Here is a 14,092-nt window from a genome sequence, read left to right as displayed (position 1 = left end):
CTTCCCCCTCCCCGTCAGGCCGCCTGGTCCGTTAATGAGCCCGGTCCGCTTCCCTGTGCCGCGCGGTCTTTCGCTGCGAGGAGCTGAGAGCGCCAACGGGCGCGTTCGGAGATCGAGCGGAGGAGGCGATGGGCCAGCGGGGGTACATCGCCGTCGGTGGGCCGCGCCATGTCCCATGCGTGCCGCGCCTCCGTGCCGGGGTCGACCTGGTCGAGGCCATCGGTCACGCCGAGCAGCGCTCGTACCCATTCGCGGGTGTCCGTTTTGTGGTCGGAGAGGGTCTTGCCGGACCAGTTGCGGGAGATGAGCACGCGCCGGCCGCCGATGCCGAGGGTGGCGTGCTGGTGGACTTTGCCCTTGCAGCGGCCGGGCCGGAGCTTGCCGTGCGCGCCCTTGGGCTGGATGCCGTAGATCAGCCAGTTTGCGCACCTGTCCGTGCAAGGGGTGAGCTGGAGTTGCTGCCAGAGCCGGTCGAGGTGCGCCTTCCGCCGGTCCGTGTCCGCCGCGTGAACGTCCCCGACGTGCTTGGTGATGTACTTCGTGATGTAGCGGATGGTGCGTTCCGCGTCCTCGGTGCCGGGCATCACGCCGCGCGCGTCGACCTGGGCACCGAACCGGATGACGTGCGCCGGCTCAGCGTCCGGGTCGCTGTCGACCTCATCCAGCGCATCCGCCCACGTGGTCAGCGGCACCCGCGTCTCCGGGTCGACCCAAGCGCCCGCCTCGTCGTCCCAAAGCGGGGGCCGGTTGCGGGTGTAGCGCTGGACGCGGGGGACCGGCCACCACACCTGGTGGTAGGTGGCCGCCGCGACCGTGCGCAGCACCTCGCGTGGGATCGTGCCGCGGATGGCGAAGTGCGCATGCGGAGCGAGGCGCCGTTGCGGCTCGACGCATCCGGCGTACTGGACGTTCCAGCCGACGCACCGCCGGAGGTTCTGCCAGAACCGGTCCAGCAGCCGGGGGAAGTGGACCGCGTCCCACGCCGCCCGCGCGTAGTCGTACCGGTCCGGGTTGAGCGGCGTGCCGTCGCCGGCGACCGGGCCGTAGGAGTCGAGGGTGAGCGTCAGCCACATCGACGGCTGATACTCCGTACCGTCCGGCGCGGTGTAGACCTTCCCGACCGTGCGCTGTTCAACCTTGCGCCGGGGCAGATCCGGCGCATCCTGGCGCCGCCGGGTCGAGCGCTTCCGCCGGCCGCCCTGCTCGTCGACGACCGGGAGCCCGTCCTCGTCGGCGCTGGGGTGCGGGGGAGCGACCCGGCCGCGGAGCCCTTCGACGGTGAGCTGTTCCTCCACCTCCCGGATGGCCTCGTCGAGTACGGCGACCTGGACCTCATCGACCGTGCGGGAGGCGTGGTCGCGCTCGAACTCCAGATGCGCCCGGCGGAGGACGAGTTCGCGCTGCTCCGGGGTGGCCGGCTGCGGGCCGGGCAGTGGCTCGTCCGGCCGGTGCCAGCCCTCCCGGATCTGGGCCTGGCGGAGCTTGCGGTTGCGGCGTGCGCACGGCTGGCACTTGTCCTCCCGCGTCGCGCCGCACGGCAGGTCGATCACCTCGGTCTGGCCGGTGGCGAGATCGGTCCGGCGCATGGACACCGGCCGGGTGCAGACGCCGTACTCGTTGGCGAGATCCCGCAGCACCTCGACGGAGCGCGGGAGGAGCATCCGGGCCGCCCGCGAGCCCGGCCGAGGGGTGTTCCCAGCCGGGCGCGTGACGAGACCGGGCAGCGGTGCCACGGTCACCGGCCCACCTCCGCAGCGTCGATCCGCACGAGCGGCACCGGCCGCAGCGGCGGCCGGACAGGTGAAGTCGGTTCGTCCTGCTGCGGCTTCACCACCGTGATCTCCACATCCGGCGTCTTGTCAGCAACGTCCGGGGCATCGGAACCCGCCGCCAGCGCCGGAGCGCTGGAGAGGACAACTTTGACCAGGGCGAGAAAGGCCAGCGAGGGTACGGCGGCGACGATCCAGCCCCAGACCGAGAGTTCCGCTTCCGCGACCTGAGCGGCGAGTGAGAGCAGCGCGAAGCCGATTAGGAGCACCGCGACGAAGCCGACCTTCCGGCCGGCGCGACGCCGGGCGCGGATCTCCAGCCCGAGGTAGATCGCCATCAGCTCGATAGCGACGGCGTTGGCCCAGCCGATCCAGTCCGGCTGTCCGTGCGCCACGGTCAGATCGTGGACGTGGGTGAACGCGGCAGCGCCGGCCATGCCACCGATGGCGAGGAGGATGAGCAGCCGCGCGGCAGACTCGATCATCGGCCCACCTGGTGAAACGTGAACGCTGCGTCGAAAATCGCCCGTGCGACTGCGACGATCTGAGCGTCTACCGGGTCCGTGACGCGTGGCGCGATGGAGTCGAGTGCTCCGCACAGGAATCCGGCGACGAACGCCGATCGCTGATCGGGCGCGACCTTTTCCAGCCGAGCCCGCGCCTCTTCGAAATTGGTGGACATCATGATTACCTCCGGTGCGCGGGTACGTCGGTGCGGATGTAGTCCGGGGGAGTCCCGAGAGACGCCACCGCCTCCGACAGGCAGCGCCACAGCGACCAGGCCTCGTCGGTGGTGAGGTGCATGCGGCGCCGGCCGGAGCCGACCGCCAGGTAGACCGGGAAGTCGTCCGGCCGCTCGACATCCACGCGGACCGAGACGGCCGTGCCGCGCCCGCCCTGCTGGGCGGGGGTGCGGAGTCGATAGAAGATGCTCACTCGGTCTCACCGTCCCGGCGCTGGTGCGGGTCGAGCGCGTCCAGCAGCGCTTTGGGCAGCAGCGGCTTGGACCGGGGCCGGGGCGAAGGCCGCCGGGGTTCCGGTGCGGTCTCGCGGCCGACTTGGGCGAGGATGTCCGCTGCTTCCACCGGCGCCGGATGCGTCCCCGCCATCTCGCGGATGTGGTCGTCCGTGATGAAGGAGAACCGGACCCGCAGCGGATCGGGCGTGCCGTCGAGGATGACGTAGCCGACGCCCTTGGCCCACCGCGGCATCTGGTCCGCCCGCGCGCCCCGCGCCCGCGCGCCGTCTCCGAGGACCATGTCTACCTGTGAGTCCTCGGTCAGCCCGAGCGCGATCCGGGTCGGGAACAGGTCCCGGAACGGCAGCACCTCCTTGCGTGGGTCCTGGAGCGCGGCGACGACGAGGACGCCGACGCCCGCGCCTTGGGAGAGCAGCAGTCCGAGGGAGTTCGCGATCCGCTTTTTAAGATCACCGTCCTGGAGGTACGCCGTGAGCGCGGCCATCTCGTCGATGACGACCACGACCAGCGGGTCCGCGCTGGTCGGCGTGTGGACTCGGACGACGCCGGCGAGCCGCTGCTGTCGCTCGCGCATCACGGCTACGGCCTCGTCGAGCAGGTCCGCCATGGCCTCGAAAGACTCGCTCGCGAACCGGGCGAACAGCGGCCGGCCCATGGCGAACTCCATGCCGCCCTTCGGATCGATCACCCACAGCCGCACCAGCCCGGACGCGATCCCGCCGGACAGCGCCCGAACCAGCGACCACAGCACCGAGCCCTTGCCCCGCCGCGTCGCGCCACCGATCAGCACGTGCGTGGCGAGCAGGTGCAAGCACCAGATCCGCAGGTCTTCCCGCCGCGCCAGCGGCAGCGCGGTGAAGTCGGGAACCTCCGGAGCGGGGAACGGCGCCACGATCGAGCGGAGCGCATCCGTGCGCACCAGGACCAGGTAGACCACGGTCGGCCGGTCGCGGAACCGGACCCGGTCAACGAGCCGCCACGCCCACGCGTACCGACCGGATCGATTCGGCGGGTCCTCCAGGCGCTCGGCGTAGACACGTCCGTGCCGCCGGCCGAACGCGTACGCCAACTTCTCGGTGACCTTCTGGAACTCGGACGGGCTTTGCCCGCGCAGCATCCGGATGGTCACGATGTCCAGCGCCTCGTCGCAGCGCACCGACAACAGACCGGGCACGACCGGCCGATGATCGAACGTCTTCGCCAGTCCGCACAGCGTCATCGCCTCACGCCAGGCCCGCCGGTAGACGACGATCTGCCGCCACCACCCCAGCACCGGCCCGCCACACCACAGCCACCACGACGCCGGATGCCGCCACCGCCACACTGCCGAGGCCGCCAGGCCCAGCACAACCGGTGTAAGTAGCCCGGACCAGCCGAACTCCGACCGCACCCACACCGCGCCGACGACCACAGCCACAGTCCGGGGACGGCGAAGGAACCACCACGCCGCCCGACCGACCCAGCGAGCGAGCACGCCGAGCAGGCTCACCCACCACGGGATCGTCAGTCGGTTGCGCCGCAGAACCATCACGTCCCCGGACCGGGTCACCACGACTTCACCGCGGGGCTGCATCACCGTGCACCACCCGTCGCGGTGAACCGGCCCAGCGCGTCCCGCGGCCGGGGGAATGGGATGACAAGCTGGCCGGAGCAGCAAGCGCAGCGCTGCTCGCCGTCATCCACCGGAGTGAACGGGTTCTTGCAGTCGAGACACCGGGGCCGCGCCGTGGACGCGGCCCGCCTACTCTTGGACACGTCGGAACCTCTCTCCGCCAGGAGGGAAAAGGGGGAAGACGAAGAGGGCGGGGCTGCGTCCGCCAAGACCAGTCAGCCCCGCCCACTGCTCAATCAGGCCGCCGCCGAGACAGCCGCCGGCGACTCCACCGCGTCCGGAGCGACCAGCGCGCCCGCCCGGATCGACCAGGCCTGACGCGCCCGGCACTTGTGCGGCTTCCGCTCGCCCTTGCAACCCATCGCGTCCGTGTACGGCGTCACCGTCATGTCCGTGAAGCCGACCGGCGTCACCGTGATCCCGCCCGGCAGCTTGATCCCCGGCGGAGGCACCGGCTGGTGATCCGCCGCGATCTTGACCTTGACCTCCGTCGACCGGCCGAACTTCCCGGCCTCCGGGTCCTGATCCATCACCTTCACCACCCACAGCCGCACGCCGTTCTCGTCGCGCGCCTGGTTGTCCTCCTCCCTGATCCGGTCGAAGTCAACGACCTTGTCCACGCTCAGAAACAGCGCCCCAGCAGGGAAGATGTACTCAAACGCCGCCGGAATCCTGATCGAGTTCGGAACCACGAAGCCCATCTCCTTAACTCATCGAGACATCAACTCGTATGAGTAAGTGTCCGCTCGCCTGCGGCTCATAGCAACTCGTATTGTCGAGTGGTTGAGTGACCTTAATCACTGTATGTCGATGGAGTGGTGGTGTCGAACGCGCACAGGGGAACGGCCCACGCCCTAGAGGAGGTCGGGCGTGGGCCGCATGGCGTTCCGGCACGGACGGGCGCAGGAGTGCCGAGCGTGCTTGCGCTCAGCTACCGCTCCAACTAGCGAGCGCAGTACCTACCGCCCGCTTCCGGTCGTGCGGTCCGCGCGGATAAACTTAATCGACCAAGATGGTTCGTGTCGCTCCCCCTGCCCCGATCGGGTTACGCGGCCAGCTCAGCGAACGTCGCTCTGAAGTCCAGGAGTGCCGACAACTCGTCAACGAGCGCGTCATGCTGGCCGGCCGTGATCGGTGGCCAGGCGAGAACCTCGTCGCAGTCGTTCAAGTCGATGAACGTGGACGGCAGATTCGTGGTGTGATGCCTGCCGTGTATCAGCCGCGCGGAGACGGTGCTGCCGCTGTGCGGAAGGCTTGCCACCAGCTCGCGCGACCGGTGCGGTTCGCCTTCCCGTTCCTGCTGCGCACACCAGCCGGGATGGTCGCCGCCCGCAATCAGCCCGCGGCCGGCTGAGCGCAGCCGGCTCAACGCCGCCAAGATCTCTACCGTCCCGCGCGCGAGGTTCGGCAGCAGCGCACGCCTGTTCCGCGAGTCTCGATCCTCCGATTCCAGGATCACCAACGGGGACGTGCAGCCCTGCGCCAACATCAGCCAGCCGCGCACCGCCGTACCTTCGATGTATTCCGGCCGCACTACGAAGATGCGCGACTCGCGCTCACCGAACTCGTTGACGCGGAAGCCGCCCGCAGCGCCTCTCGGTCCTTCCATCAACTCCCCTTCTGTCGCTGAACTCCGATGGCGCAAGTTCACCGACAACCAGGAGGAAGCCGGCGGCCGACCGGTCATCGGAGGCATCCGTGAGGACCGGCCTCGTCGGCGCGCTTCGCCGAGTGATTGCCGCGTTCCGCCCGGATGACGGGGACTCGGCGACAACTCAGCGCAGCGGGAAGACGTCCTCAAGTTCGTGGCGGCTAGCCGGAAGCACCATGTCGATCGCGAGCATGGCCGCTCCGCTCGCATCGAAGATCGTCAGCAACACCGTCAGAACCGCATCCCTCTTCGGCAGTTCCAGCAGGCGGGTTTCACCAGCCGTCGAGATACGCGCGGACACCCGCTCCACCACGTGGTCGAAATCGACCGACTTTCGGACTGCCAGATGCGGAAGGAGCCCTTCACTCAGTGGGTGAAGTTCCCCCACCCCAGTTCCGGAGGCCAGCTCCACCGGCACGTAGACCGTGGACAGCTCGACCGGGCCGACGCCGTCAACCCGCATCAGTCGACGCCTCGCAATCGCGGCCGACCCGTCGCGCAATCCAAGCGCCGCCGCCGCACGAGGCGGGACAACGACTGCCCCGGCCTCCAGTACGGTGACTGCGCCGATCTCGGACGCGTCCAGGAGTGCTGCCGTGTGGGCCGGCAGGGTCCGGGTGCCGCTCGCCGGTTTGCCCCGCACGGTGCGGCCCTTGCCATGTTGGGCGTCGATCCAGCCCTGTTGCCGCATGATCTCCAGTGCCCGCACAACGGTCGGTCGGGACACGTCGAACTCGTCGATCAGCTTGGTTTCGCTGGGCAGTGTGGCGCCGACCGGGTAGGTGCCATCCTCGATCCGCTCCTGAAGCGCGTTGATGATCCGGATGTACTTCGGCGGAGTGACCTCGATCGGCACCCGACCCACCTACCTGACCTGTAGAGACGACCACTTGTCTTACCGAGTAGATAAACAGAACTTCTTACGTCCCGGCAAGCCCAAGAACGGAGCGCCTGGTCACAGCTCTCTGGTCGGCCGCTTGCCGGGCCGCCCGAGTTCCTTCCATCCGTGGTCTTCATCCGCCATCAGCTTGGTGACAACGGGGCAGGGCATCTCTTTCCCGCAGCTGCAGCGCAACCGGTCGCCGTCCTCCCACAAGCCGGTGTGCAGCGGATCCAACTCGGGCGGGTAAAGGCCGCTGCTCGCCAACGTGAGCTACGCTCGCTCGGGTGGATGCCGGCGGAGTGCATCGACCCGTATCAGTGCCTCGCGCTCCGGTCCTTCGTTGCCGCGTTCGTACAGCGGTACCCCAAGCAGCCGTACCCACTCCAGTTGGCCAACCGGCACCGACCCGGCGTCAACTCCGGTTACCCGCATACGCAACCTGCCACGGCCGTAGCAGTAGTCCGCCTCGGGAACGGTGACCACGTCCCCGACAGCTACCAGCGGCGGCGGCACCGCCTCGCCGGTCACCGCGACCGCCCCGCCCGCGGAACGGATGCGCGTCCGCGCGCCGGCGTTCGCCGGGATCGCGTGTCGCCGCAACGGCCGGAGGTACTGGCGCGGAGCCCTGCCAGCGCGAGATACCGGACACGGCACGGCGCGACAGCCCACGGTCGGCACACCACGCAGAACCCGTCCGCGCCCTGCACGTGGTCGGCCAGCAAACGCCACGACAACTGCCACATCAGTCGGTCAGCGACACTCTCCGGCGGCTCGGGTACTACGCCGGCCGCGGCGGCTGGCAGAGACGCGTCCATGGATTCGTCCTCTCTTCCGCGTGGCGGCACCGGGACGGCGAGGAACTCTCCCTCTCCCTTCTGTTGCGAGCCAGGAGGGGACGGGCGCCGTCCCGGCGCCTGATCACGAGGTGCGCTCAACACGCACCTTCGATGCCGCACCTGCCGTTACGGGTGCGGATTTGGGCAGCGCCGGGGCGGGCTCTCCTGTTTCCCGCCCCGGCGCCCAATCACGAGGCGGTCGATCAGCGCCTCGCACCCGCACCGCCCACTCGTCGCGGCTTGGGTGACGCCGAGACAGGCTCTTGCCAAACCTGCCCCGGCGCTGTTCATGAGCGATGAGCTAGGCGCCGCTCGGTGCGCCCGGTGCCTGTCCCACCGCAGTCGAGACAGTCGCGGCGGGGCATGGCCACCGAGTGCTCGGCGACCGGAAGGACTCGGAGGCTGGTGGTCAGCTTCCAGCCGCGTCCTTCACAGGCAGCGCACTTGCGGCGGGCGGCGGAACCCTCGGCTCTGCCGGGGGCACCCAGCAGCACTGCCGAAGATGCTGTGTCAGCAGTGGTTGAAGGTGCCGCGCCCTCGTCGCTCATAGAACGAGCTTGTCCGAAGCGGTGGACTAATCGAAGGACGTGATGAGGACCTAAAGAGGACTTTTGAAGGGCCTTTCGCTATGGTCCTCGTTATGAAGGCCGCCCGATGTCCATACTTGGATGACCGTAAGGACCGCTGAGTCTAGGAGGAAACCATGACCCGCCCGACTGGCAACACGCGGCTCAAGGCCGCCCGCCAGCACGCCGGCTACGCCTCCCAGCAGGCGTTCGCCGACGCCTTGACCCAGACCGCCCCACGCATTGGGCTCGGTCGTATGGAGGTCAGCGTTCGGCAGGTCCGCCGTTGGGAGTCCCCAGCGCCACCGTGGCCGCGCGCCGACCACCAGCGCCTCTTGACGCACGTACTTCAGCTCCCGATCGAGCAGCTCGGCTTCACGGCACCGTGGCAGCCCTCGGGTGCGCCGGCCTCTGAGTCACCGCCGCAGTCTGCGCCCAACTCGGTGGCCCCCGCGATGCCGCTTCCGCAGGCGACCACGTCGCTCCAGCCGGCGACCATCGGCGCCGACTACGCCAGCATCACCGTCGCGCATCGCCGTCTCTACTGGAGCGTGAAGCCGGACCACCTGCACCCCACTGTGGTCGAGCACACCCGGCTAGGCCTGCACCTGCTCACCGAAACCCACGGCATCGCCCGCCGGGTCCTCGCCACCGCGTTGGGCGAATCGCTGCTTCTGGCCGGCCGCATCGAGTTCTTCGACCTGCGTCAGCCGGAAGAGGCAGATGCTTCCTTCGTCCGCGCCCTCCAGGCCGCAGGCGAGGCAGACGACCCGATCCTTGGTGCCGCCATTCTTGCCCACGCCGCCTTCATCCCCGGCTGGTCCAACCGCCGCGACGACGCCAGTGAACGCATCCGCGCCGCCCGTGCTTATGCTCGGCGTGGCCCCGCGTCAGCCGAGTTCGTGGCCTGGATCGACGCTGTCGAAGCCGAGTGCGAGGCCCGCTGCGGTCACCCCATCGAAGGCCTGCGCGCCATCGACCACGCTGAAGCGACCCTCGCCGCCGGCTCCGACCACGAGTCGCCCGAGTGGTTCACCTGGTTCTCCCCGGTTCGTCTCGCCGCCTTCAAGGGCAACACCGAACTCAAGGCCAAGCGGTACGCCCAGGCCCGCAACACTCTGACGGCAGCGCTGGCCGCCCTCCCCGCCGCCGAGGGTAAGCAACGCACGGTCATCCTCGGAGATCTCGCAGCCGTCGAAGCCGCCGAGAAGAATCCCGAGGCCGCGTGCGCCCGCGCCGAGGAGACCCTCGATCAACTCGCTCTCACCTGGTATGCCACGGGCATGGAGCGCATACGGGAAGTCCGCCAAGCGCTCCAGCCCTGGGCCGACACCGACGCCGTTCGCCGCCTGGACGATCGTCTTTACGGCTGGCAGACCACCCTCAGCGCTCTGCGGCGTTGAACTCCGCGATGAGCCCCGGCAGCTCCGCCAGCGAATCGATCCGGAACGTCGGCAACCGCGCCGCGTCCGGATCGAGCTGCTGAATCGTCGCCCATGGCCCTCGCTTGATCAAGGCCGTCTTGAACCCCACCTCCACCGCGGGCCGGATGTCGTTGTCCAGCCGATCCCCGACATACAACGCCTCCTCCGGCCCGCAGGGCATCTCCTTCGCTACCGCCTCGAAGAACGCCGGGTCAGGCTTCGACACCCCCCAGTCATCTGATGTCGCGATTAGGTCGCTCGGGAGGTCCAAGCCACGCAGCAACCGGCCAGCACGAACCGTCTGATTCCCGGCGATGCCGACCCAGAGCCCATCAGCCCGCAGCGTGCTAAGAGTGGGCCGAACATCGGCGTAGAGATCATCTTCTCCGAACCACTCTGGCTTGCCCGCCGCTGTCCGCTTCTCTCGTTCCTCCGCTAGGTCGAAACCAGGCCGGAACACTTGAAACGTGTCGCGATAGTCGAGGCCCTGCGCGACCACCGCACCGAAGACCGCTGAGAACGTATGTCGGGGCACTCCAAGCCAGTCAGCCCAGGTCCCATACTCCCGGCCTTCGTTAACCAGGCACTCACCAACATCGAAGACGGCCGCTCGAATCATGGCGTAGAGCCTACGTCTCAACGGCCGGCGGCGTCACGTGCTTGCACTGTGGCTTCTATGGGCAGCTTCGCCTAGATAGGCCAAAATCAAACCATGCACCCAGTAACTCTCACTGGCCGCGTTGTCACGCTGCGCGAATTCCGCGAAGACGACGCTGCCGACGTGCACGCCATCGTCGGCGACGATCGGGTCACTCAGTACCTGTCCTTCGACAGTCGCACCATGGAACAATCCATCGAAATGGTGGCTGGCGCTATCGAGCGATCGAGACATCATGCGCGTAATGAATTCTATTTGGCCGTAACTCGCGGTGACGACAAGCTGATCGGGTTTACCCGACTTGCGCTCGGAGGCGTCAGGGCGGCAAAGATCGGATATGCCGTCAATGCGGATCAGTGGGGATGTGGCTACGCTACCGATTCTGTTCATATACTGATCAATTTTGGCTTCGACCAGCTTGCCCTGCGCCGAATTACTGCCGCCATAGGTCCAAACAATGCAGCGTCTTTGGCTATCGCGCGAAAAGTTGGCATGAAATATGAAGGAAGGCTTAGGGATCATGTCTTCACTAATGGCTCGTGGCGCGACTCTCTTCTCTACTCTTTGCTTTCGACCGACTAGAGTCCTGGGCATGCTGGTTGGTGACCAACCCCTGTGCTGCCGCGAGGTAGAAACGATATCGAACGTTTCTCCCACCATGAGCTGCTAGGGTTGTCATCGCAAGCCGCGCGATTTTGTACCAAAAGATTCGGGAGTGTGCTTACTTTCCCGTTATGAGCATCCAGGAATGTGGTATGCCCATCGGTGGATTCCAGGACGTAGATCACAGAGCCCTTCGCTGGCACGCCTACAAGAGCCGTCTCTGCGGGAAGCCATGGTTGCGCCTCCATGTAATGGGCGAAGAAAAGCACCATGCCCAGCTGCAAGGCCATCAACGCGAAGTCGCTGGCTCCAGGTTTGATACCGCGTCGACTCAAAAGGATGCGCCCGCCGTATTGTATTGCCGCGTATCCAAAGCAGGTCAAAACTATAAATATTGGAAGCGTGATTGCCGTAGTCAATAATAGTGCGACCGTTGGAAGTAGAAGTAGTGTCGATCGGGCGTACTGCGGCTGACTAATGGACCCCAAGAGGGTCAAGCGATTCGGAAATAGCGACTTGGCGACCACGATGGCGTAATTTATCTGATAGACCAGGCAGAAATAGAAAATTATGGCAAGAACGACAGGAGTCAAGTGGATGAAAAGTGCGGTCTGAATGTTTAAGGTCTTAACTAAAAATCGAACGGTTGTGGAGTCTCCTTCTGCGAACTGCCAGACTTGCAGAGCGGTAAGCAGGCCTGACATTAGTGGCAGAAGAACGAGCAAATCAATCCATCGTCGACGTATCGGCGCAAGAAAATAAGGGTCGTCGCCATGAGGTTGAGATGCCGCTGCATCATGTTGATCCGACACGGCTCCATTATGGTCTACGAGGGCAAGGGCTATCATCTGTCGATGTCGGCAGGGCGGTAAAGTTTCTCCTGAACACTCGTTTAGCTCGATACCGTCTGGCTAGCCTGGAACGTGGGCGGGCAATCAAGAGGGCGATACTGCCGAATTGGTCTGTTTGGGATCAAGGCGCGCCTGCGGCGCGCGGCGCGGCGAGCCCGGCCGGCGGCAAGCCGCCCCGGTTGCCTGCGGCACCGGGGCGGGAAGTCGCCGACTGCCGCCGGGAGGGCCGCGCCTATGGCGTCTGGCAAGGGCGAGGTCAAAGGCGCCTCCGGCGGGGGCCTCTGACTCCGGGGCAGCAAAAGCCGGGTGGCCTGCGGTCCGTGGCTGGTCCAGGGGGAGCCTGACTGCCCCGCCCACCGTCGACCCAGGCAGAGCCGAGCAGGCCGGCGCCGGGACCGCCAGCTTGGGTGGGTCGCTTGCGGTTCCAGCGTGGTGGCGGTCCCGGCGCCGGCCTGCACCCCGGAGGGTGGGTCGACGGCGGACGGGACAGTCAGGCAGGGGCGAGCTGCGGCTTGCGCCGCAGTCAAGGAGCCCCATACCCGCTCACTTCCGCCCCTGGAATTGCGCTCCCGCAGAAGCGCCGCGCAAGACGCTCGGGCTGGCTGCTCCTGGTCGTTCCTCTCGCGCTCATCTGCGCGGCGGGATCAATCCCGCTCACCTGGTTCGTACGCGAGACGATCGCCGCGGGCCGAGGCGAAGCCAGCCCCACGGCCGCCGTCAACGTCTACCTCTACGCGCTCCAGGCAGACAACGAGACCGGCCTTGCCCGCGTTCTCACCGAGCGTCACCGTGACGAACTGCTGAACCAGTGGCGTTCGTACTCCGACGATCTCAACCACCCCGAGCGTCCGGTAAGGCTTGAGTTCGACTTCGGTGCGTTCCGTGACCGTGACGTGCGTGCGGACCAGGCCGCCGTCACCGCCGGGGTGGCCCCGCTCTGGAGTGCCGGCGGCAACGGCTTCAACCGCATGCGAGGCGAGGCGCACCCGTGGACCTTCGAGACTCGGAAGGACTCCGGCGGATGGCGGATCTGGGCCGCAGACCTACCCGCGTGGTGCCCGACGTACCTCCGTCAAGATCTCTGTTCTTGACTGTCCACTCAGGACTTCCTGGGCCGTCTCTGGGCCGTGAGAGTGTCGTCTGGGCCGTCCCTGGGCCGTCAGATGGCGACATTTGTTGACCAAGGCTGGCCAACATCAACCGGAGAAACGGCAGCTCAGTGGCCTGATCCACTGGCTTGATCAGGAAGGCGATGAGCGAGTCGGCGTGTACGCCGGATTCTGTAGCCGGCGGCGTGCAGCCGCTGGTGGCGGTCATCCATCTAGGCCCGTCGTTGCCGGCGGGCTCGAGCGGCCTACCCGCAGGCTCGGGCGGGCAGCCCTCGAACGCCTGCGCAGGTTCCGCCTTGCGGCGGGAGCCCTTTTGGCCTTGCTCCGGGTGGGGTTTACCGAGCCACCCCGGTCGCCCGGGGTGCTGGTGGGCTCTTACCCCACCGTTTCACCCTTACCGCCATGGTGTGCCGTGGCGGCGGTCTGTTTTCTGTGGCACTGTCCCGCGGGTCGCCCCGGGTTGCCGTTAGCAACCACCCTGCCCTGTGGAGTCCGGACGTTCCTCGGCGATGACTCCGGGGAGTCATCAACGCGACCGCCCGGCCGACTCGCTCATCGCAAGCAGCATCCTACAAACCGTGGGGGGTGCTCAGTTGCGCGCGGTGGGTTTGTGTGCGGAGAGTGACACGTTCAGTCGGTGCATGAGGGTGGCGAGGGTGGCGCGGTCGGTGGCGTTCCAGTCGGCGAGGATCTGGCCGTAGAGGTCGCGGCGGGCGGCGCGGACGACGGAGACGCAGTGCAGGCCGTGCTCGGTGGGGGAGATGAGCGTGCCGCGGCCGTCGGCCGGGTCGGGGGAGCGGGTGACCAGGCCGGCGCGCTGCATGGCGGAGACCTGGCGGGTGATGGTGGAGCCGTCCAGGTTGAGGCGGGCGGCGAGCGCGGAGACGTTCGTGGGGCCGGCCTCGGCGAGCTGGCGGAGGATAACGTAGGCGGCGCGGTCGAGTGCGCGGTACGGCTCCACCGGGAGGGCCCGGCGGGTGGCCTCACCCATGCGCATGAGCAGCGCGATCTCGGTCTCGATGGTGCCGAGCACGTCGTCGCCGCTGTCGTCCATCGCCCCATCCTGACTGCACCGAAATCCGGAGCCCATCGTAGAGCTTCCTGAGACCTTCCTGTGAAATCCGTCGCATCAGTCGAAGGGTTGATGCGTC

14 protein-coding genes and 1 other RNA gene are annotated in these 14,092 nt (G+C 67.3%); 2 read left to right on the top strand and 13 right to left on the bottom strand.

Features of this window, described 5'->3' with window-relative positions:
* Positions 1 to 14: 14 nt before the first annotated feature.
* The 8 genes from J2S42_RS13450 to J2S42_RS13415 all read right to left on the bottom strand — a co-directional run bounded on the left by J2S42_RS13450 (position 15) and on the right by J2S42_RS13415 (position 6,867).
* Positions 15 to 1,739, bottom strand: coding sequence for a replication initiator (locus tag J2S42_RS13450; protein WP_370879175.1), 1,725 nt, complete (start codon positions 1,737 to 1,739; stop codon positions 15 to 17).
* Positions 1,736 to 2,254, bottom strand: coding sequence for a DUF2637 domain-containing protein (locus J2S42_RS13445; protein WP_307239083.1), 519 nt, complete (start codon positions 2,252 to 2,254; stop codon positions 1,736 to 1,738). The genes J2S42_RS13450 and J2S42_RS13445 overlap by 4 nt, the downstream gene beginning before the upstream one ends.
* Complete coding sequence (locus J2S42_RS13440) at positions 2,251 to 2,454, bottom strand: hypothetical protein (RefSeq protein WP_307239081.1); 204 nt, start codon at positions 2,452 to 2,454, stop codon at positions 2,251 to 2,253. Before J2S42_RS13440 ends, J2S42_RS13445 begins: the two co-directional genes overlap by 4 nt.
* A gap of 2 nt (positions 2,455 to 2,456) precedes the next feature.
* On the bottom strand, positions 2,457 to 2,705 hold the full coding sequence (locus J2S42_RS13435; protein WP_307239079.1) for a hypothetical protein: 249 nt from the start codon (positions 2,703 to 2,705) through the stop codon (positions 2,457 to 2,459).
* On the bottom strand, positions 2,702 to 4,321 hold the full coding sequence (locus J2S42_RS13430) for an FtsK/SpoIIIE domain-containing protein (protein WP_370879392.1): 1,620 nt from the start codon (positions 4,319 to 4,321) through the stop codon (positions 2,702 to 2,704). Before J2S42_RS13430 ends, J2S42_RS13435 begins: the two co-directional genes overlap by 4 nt.
* Before the next feature lie 275 nt (positions 4,322 to 4,596).
* Complete coding sequence (locus J2S42_RS13425; protein WP_307239077.1) at positions 4,597 to 4,980, bottom strand: hypothetical protein; 384 nt, start codon at positions 4,978 to 4,980, stop codon at positions 4,597 to 4,599.
* A 425-nt stretch (positions 4,981 to 5,405) separates the two neighbouring features.
* Positions 5,406 to 5,969, bottom strand: a complete 564-nt coding sequence (locus J2S42_RS13420; protein ID WP_307239075.1) for a hypothetical protein — start codon at positions 5,967 to 5,969, stop codon at positions 5,406 to 5,408.
* 166 nt (positions 5,970 to 6,135) lie between these two features.
* Positions 6,136 to 6,867 (bottom strand): GntR family transcriptional regulator, encoded by a 732-nt coding sequence (locus tag J2S42_RS13415; RefSeq protein ID WP_307239073.1) that lies wholly within the window; start codon positions 6,865 to 6,867, stop codon positions 6,136 to 6,138.
* Positions 6,868 to 8,433: 1,566 nt separating this feature from the next.
* Here J2S42_RS13415 and J2S42_RS13410 point away from each other — a divergent pair.
* Entirely contained in the window at positions 8,434 to 9,699 is a 1,266-nt protein-coding gene (locus J2S42_RS13410) for an NsdA family TPR-like regulatory protein (protein ID WP_307239071.1), read from the top strand.
* Here J2S42_RS13410 and J2S42_RS13405 read toward each other — a convergent pair.
* Complete coding sequence (locus tag J2S42_RS13405) at positions 9,680 to 10,339, bottom strand: HAD family hydrolase (protein WP_307239069.1); 660 nt, start codon at positions 10,337 to 10,339, stop codon at positions 9,680 to 9,682. The two genes, J2S42_RS13410 and J2S42_RS13405, sit on opposite strands and share 20 nt — an antisense overlap.
* 93 nt (positions 10,340 to 10,432) lie before the next feature.
* Between J2S42_RS13405 and J2S42_RS13400 the strand changes: the two genes are divergently transcribed.
* Positions 10,433 to 10,960, top strand: coding sequence for a GNAT family N-acetyltransferase (locus tag J2S42_RS13400; protein WP_307239067.1), 528 nt, complete (start codon positions 10,433 to 10,435; stop codon positions 10,958 to 10,960).
* Here the strand turns inward: J2S42_RS13400 and J2S42_RS13395 are convergent.
* The 4 genes from J2S42_RS13395 to J2S42_RS13380 all read right to left on the bottom strand — a co-directional run bounded on the left by J2S42_RS13395 (position 10,957) and on the right by J2S42_RS13380 (position 13,995).
* A complete protein-coding gene (locus tag J2S42_RS13395; RefSeq protein WP_307239066.1) occupies positions 10,957 to 11,793 on the bottom strand; it encodes a hypothetical protein in 837 nt (278 codons plus the stop codon). The two genes, J2S42_RS13400 and J2S42_RS13395, sit on opposite strands and share 4 nt — an antisense overlap.
* A gap of 683 nt (positions 11,794 to 12,476) precedes the next feature.
* A complete protein-coding gene (locus J2S42_RS13390; RefSeq protein WP_307239064.1) occupies positions 12,477 to 12,818 on the bottom strand; it encodes a hypothetical protein in 342 nt (113 codons plus the stop codon).
* Between the two features lie 267 nt (positions 12,819 to 13,085).
* An RNA gene (gene rnpB, locus J2S42_RS13385) (RNase P RNA component class A) lies at positions 13,086 to 13,492 on the bottom strand.
* Between the two features lie 38 nt (positions 13,493 to 13,530).
* Positions 13,531 to 13,995 (bottom strand): MarR family winged helix-turn-helix transcriptional regulator, encoded by a 465-nt coding sequence (locus tag J2S42_RS13380; protein ID WP_307239062.1) that lies wholly within the window; start codon positions 13,993 to 13,995, stop codon positions 13,531 to 13,533.
* Positions 13,996 to 14,092: the final 97 nt, after the last annotated feature.

It is taken from the genome of Catenuloplanes indicus, assembly GCF_030813715.1.
In the GTDB taxonomy this organism is placed as follows: domain Bacteria; phylum Actinomycetota; class Actinomycetes; order Mycobacteriales; family Micromonosporaceae; genus Catenuloplanes; species Catenuloplanes indicus.
Note: the sequence above shows the minus strand (reverse complement) of the source record. Positions and strands in the feature narration are given on the sequence as shown.

Excerpts from the sequence above, each read along its gene's own strand:
- J2S42_RS13445 (WP_307239083.1), bottom strand. The coding sequence starts at position 2,254 with ATGATCGAGTCTGCCGCGCGGCTGCTCATCCTCCTCGCCATCGGTGGC.
- J2S42_RS13440 (WP_307239081.1), bottom strand. The coding sequence starts at position 2,454 with ATGATGTCCACCAATTTCGAAGAGGCGCGGGCTCGGCTGGAAAAGGTC.
- J2S42_RS13430 (WP_370879392.1), bottom strand. The coding sequence starts at position 4,321 with ATGCAGCCCCGCGGTGAAGTCGTGGTGACCCGGTCCGGGGACGTGATG.
- J2S42_RS13420 (WP_307239075.1), bottom strand. The coding sequence starts at position 5,969 with ATGGAAGGACCGAGAGGCGCTGCGGGCGGCTTCCGCGTCAACGAGTTC.
- J2S42_RS13410 (WP_307239071.1), top strand. The coding sequence starts at position 8,434 with ATGACCCGCCCGACTGGCAACACGCGGCTCAAGGCCGCCCGCCAGCAC.
- J2S42_RS13405 (WP_307239069.1), bottom strand. The coding sequence starts at position 10,339 with ATGATTCGAGCGGCCGTCTTCGATGTTGGTGAGTGCCTGGTTAACGAA.
- J2S42_RS13400 (WP_307239067.1), top strand. The coding sequence starts at position 10,433 with ATGCACCCAGTAACTCTCACTGGCCGCGTTGTCACGCTGCGCGAATTC.
- J2S42_RS13380 (WP_307239062.1), bottom strand. The coding sequence starts at position 13,995 with ATGGACGACAGCGGCGACGACGTGCTCGGCACCATCGAGACCGAGATC.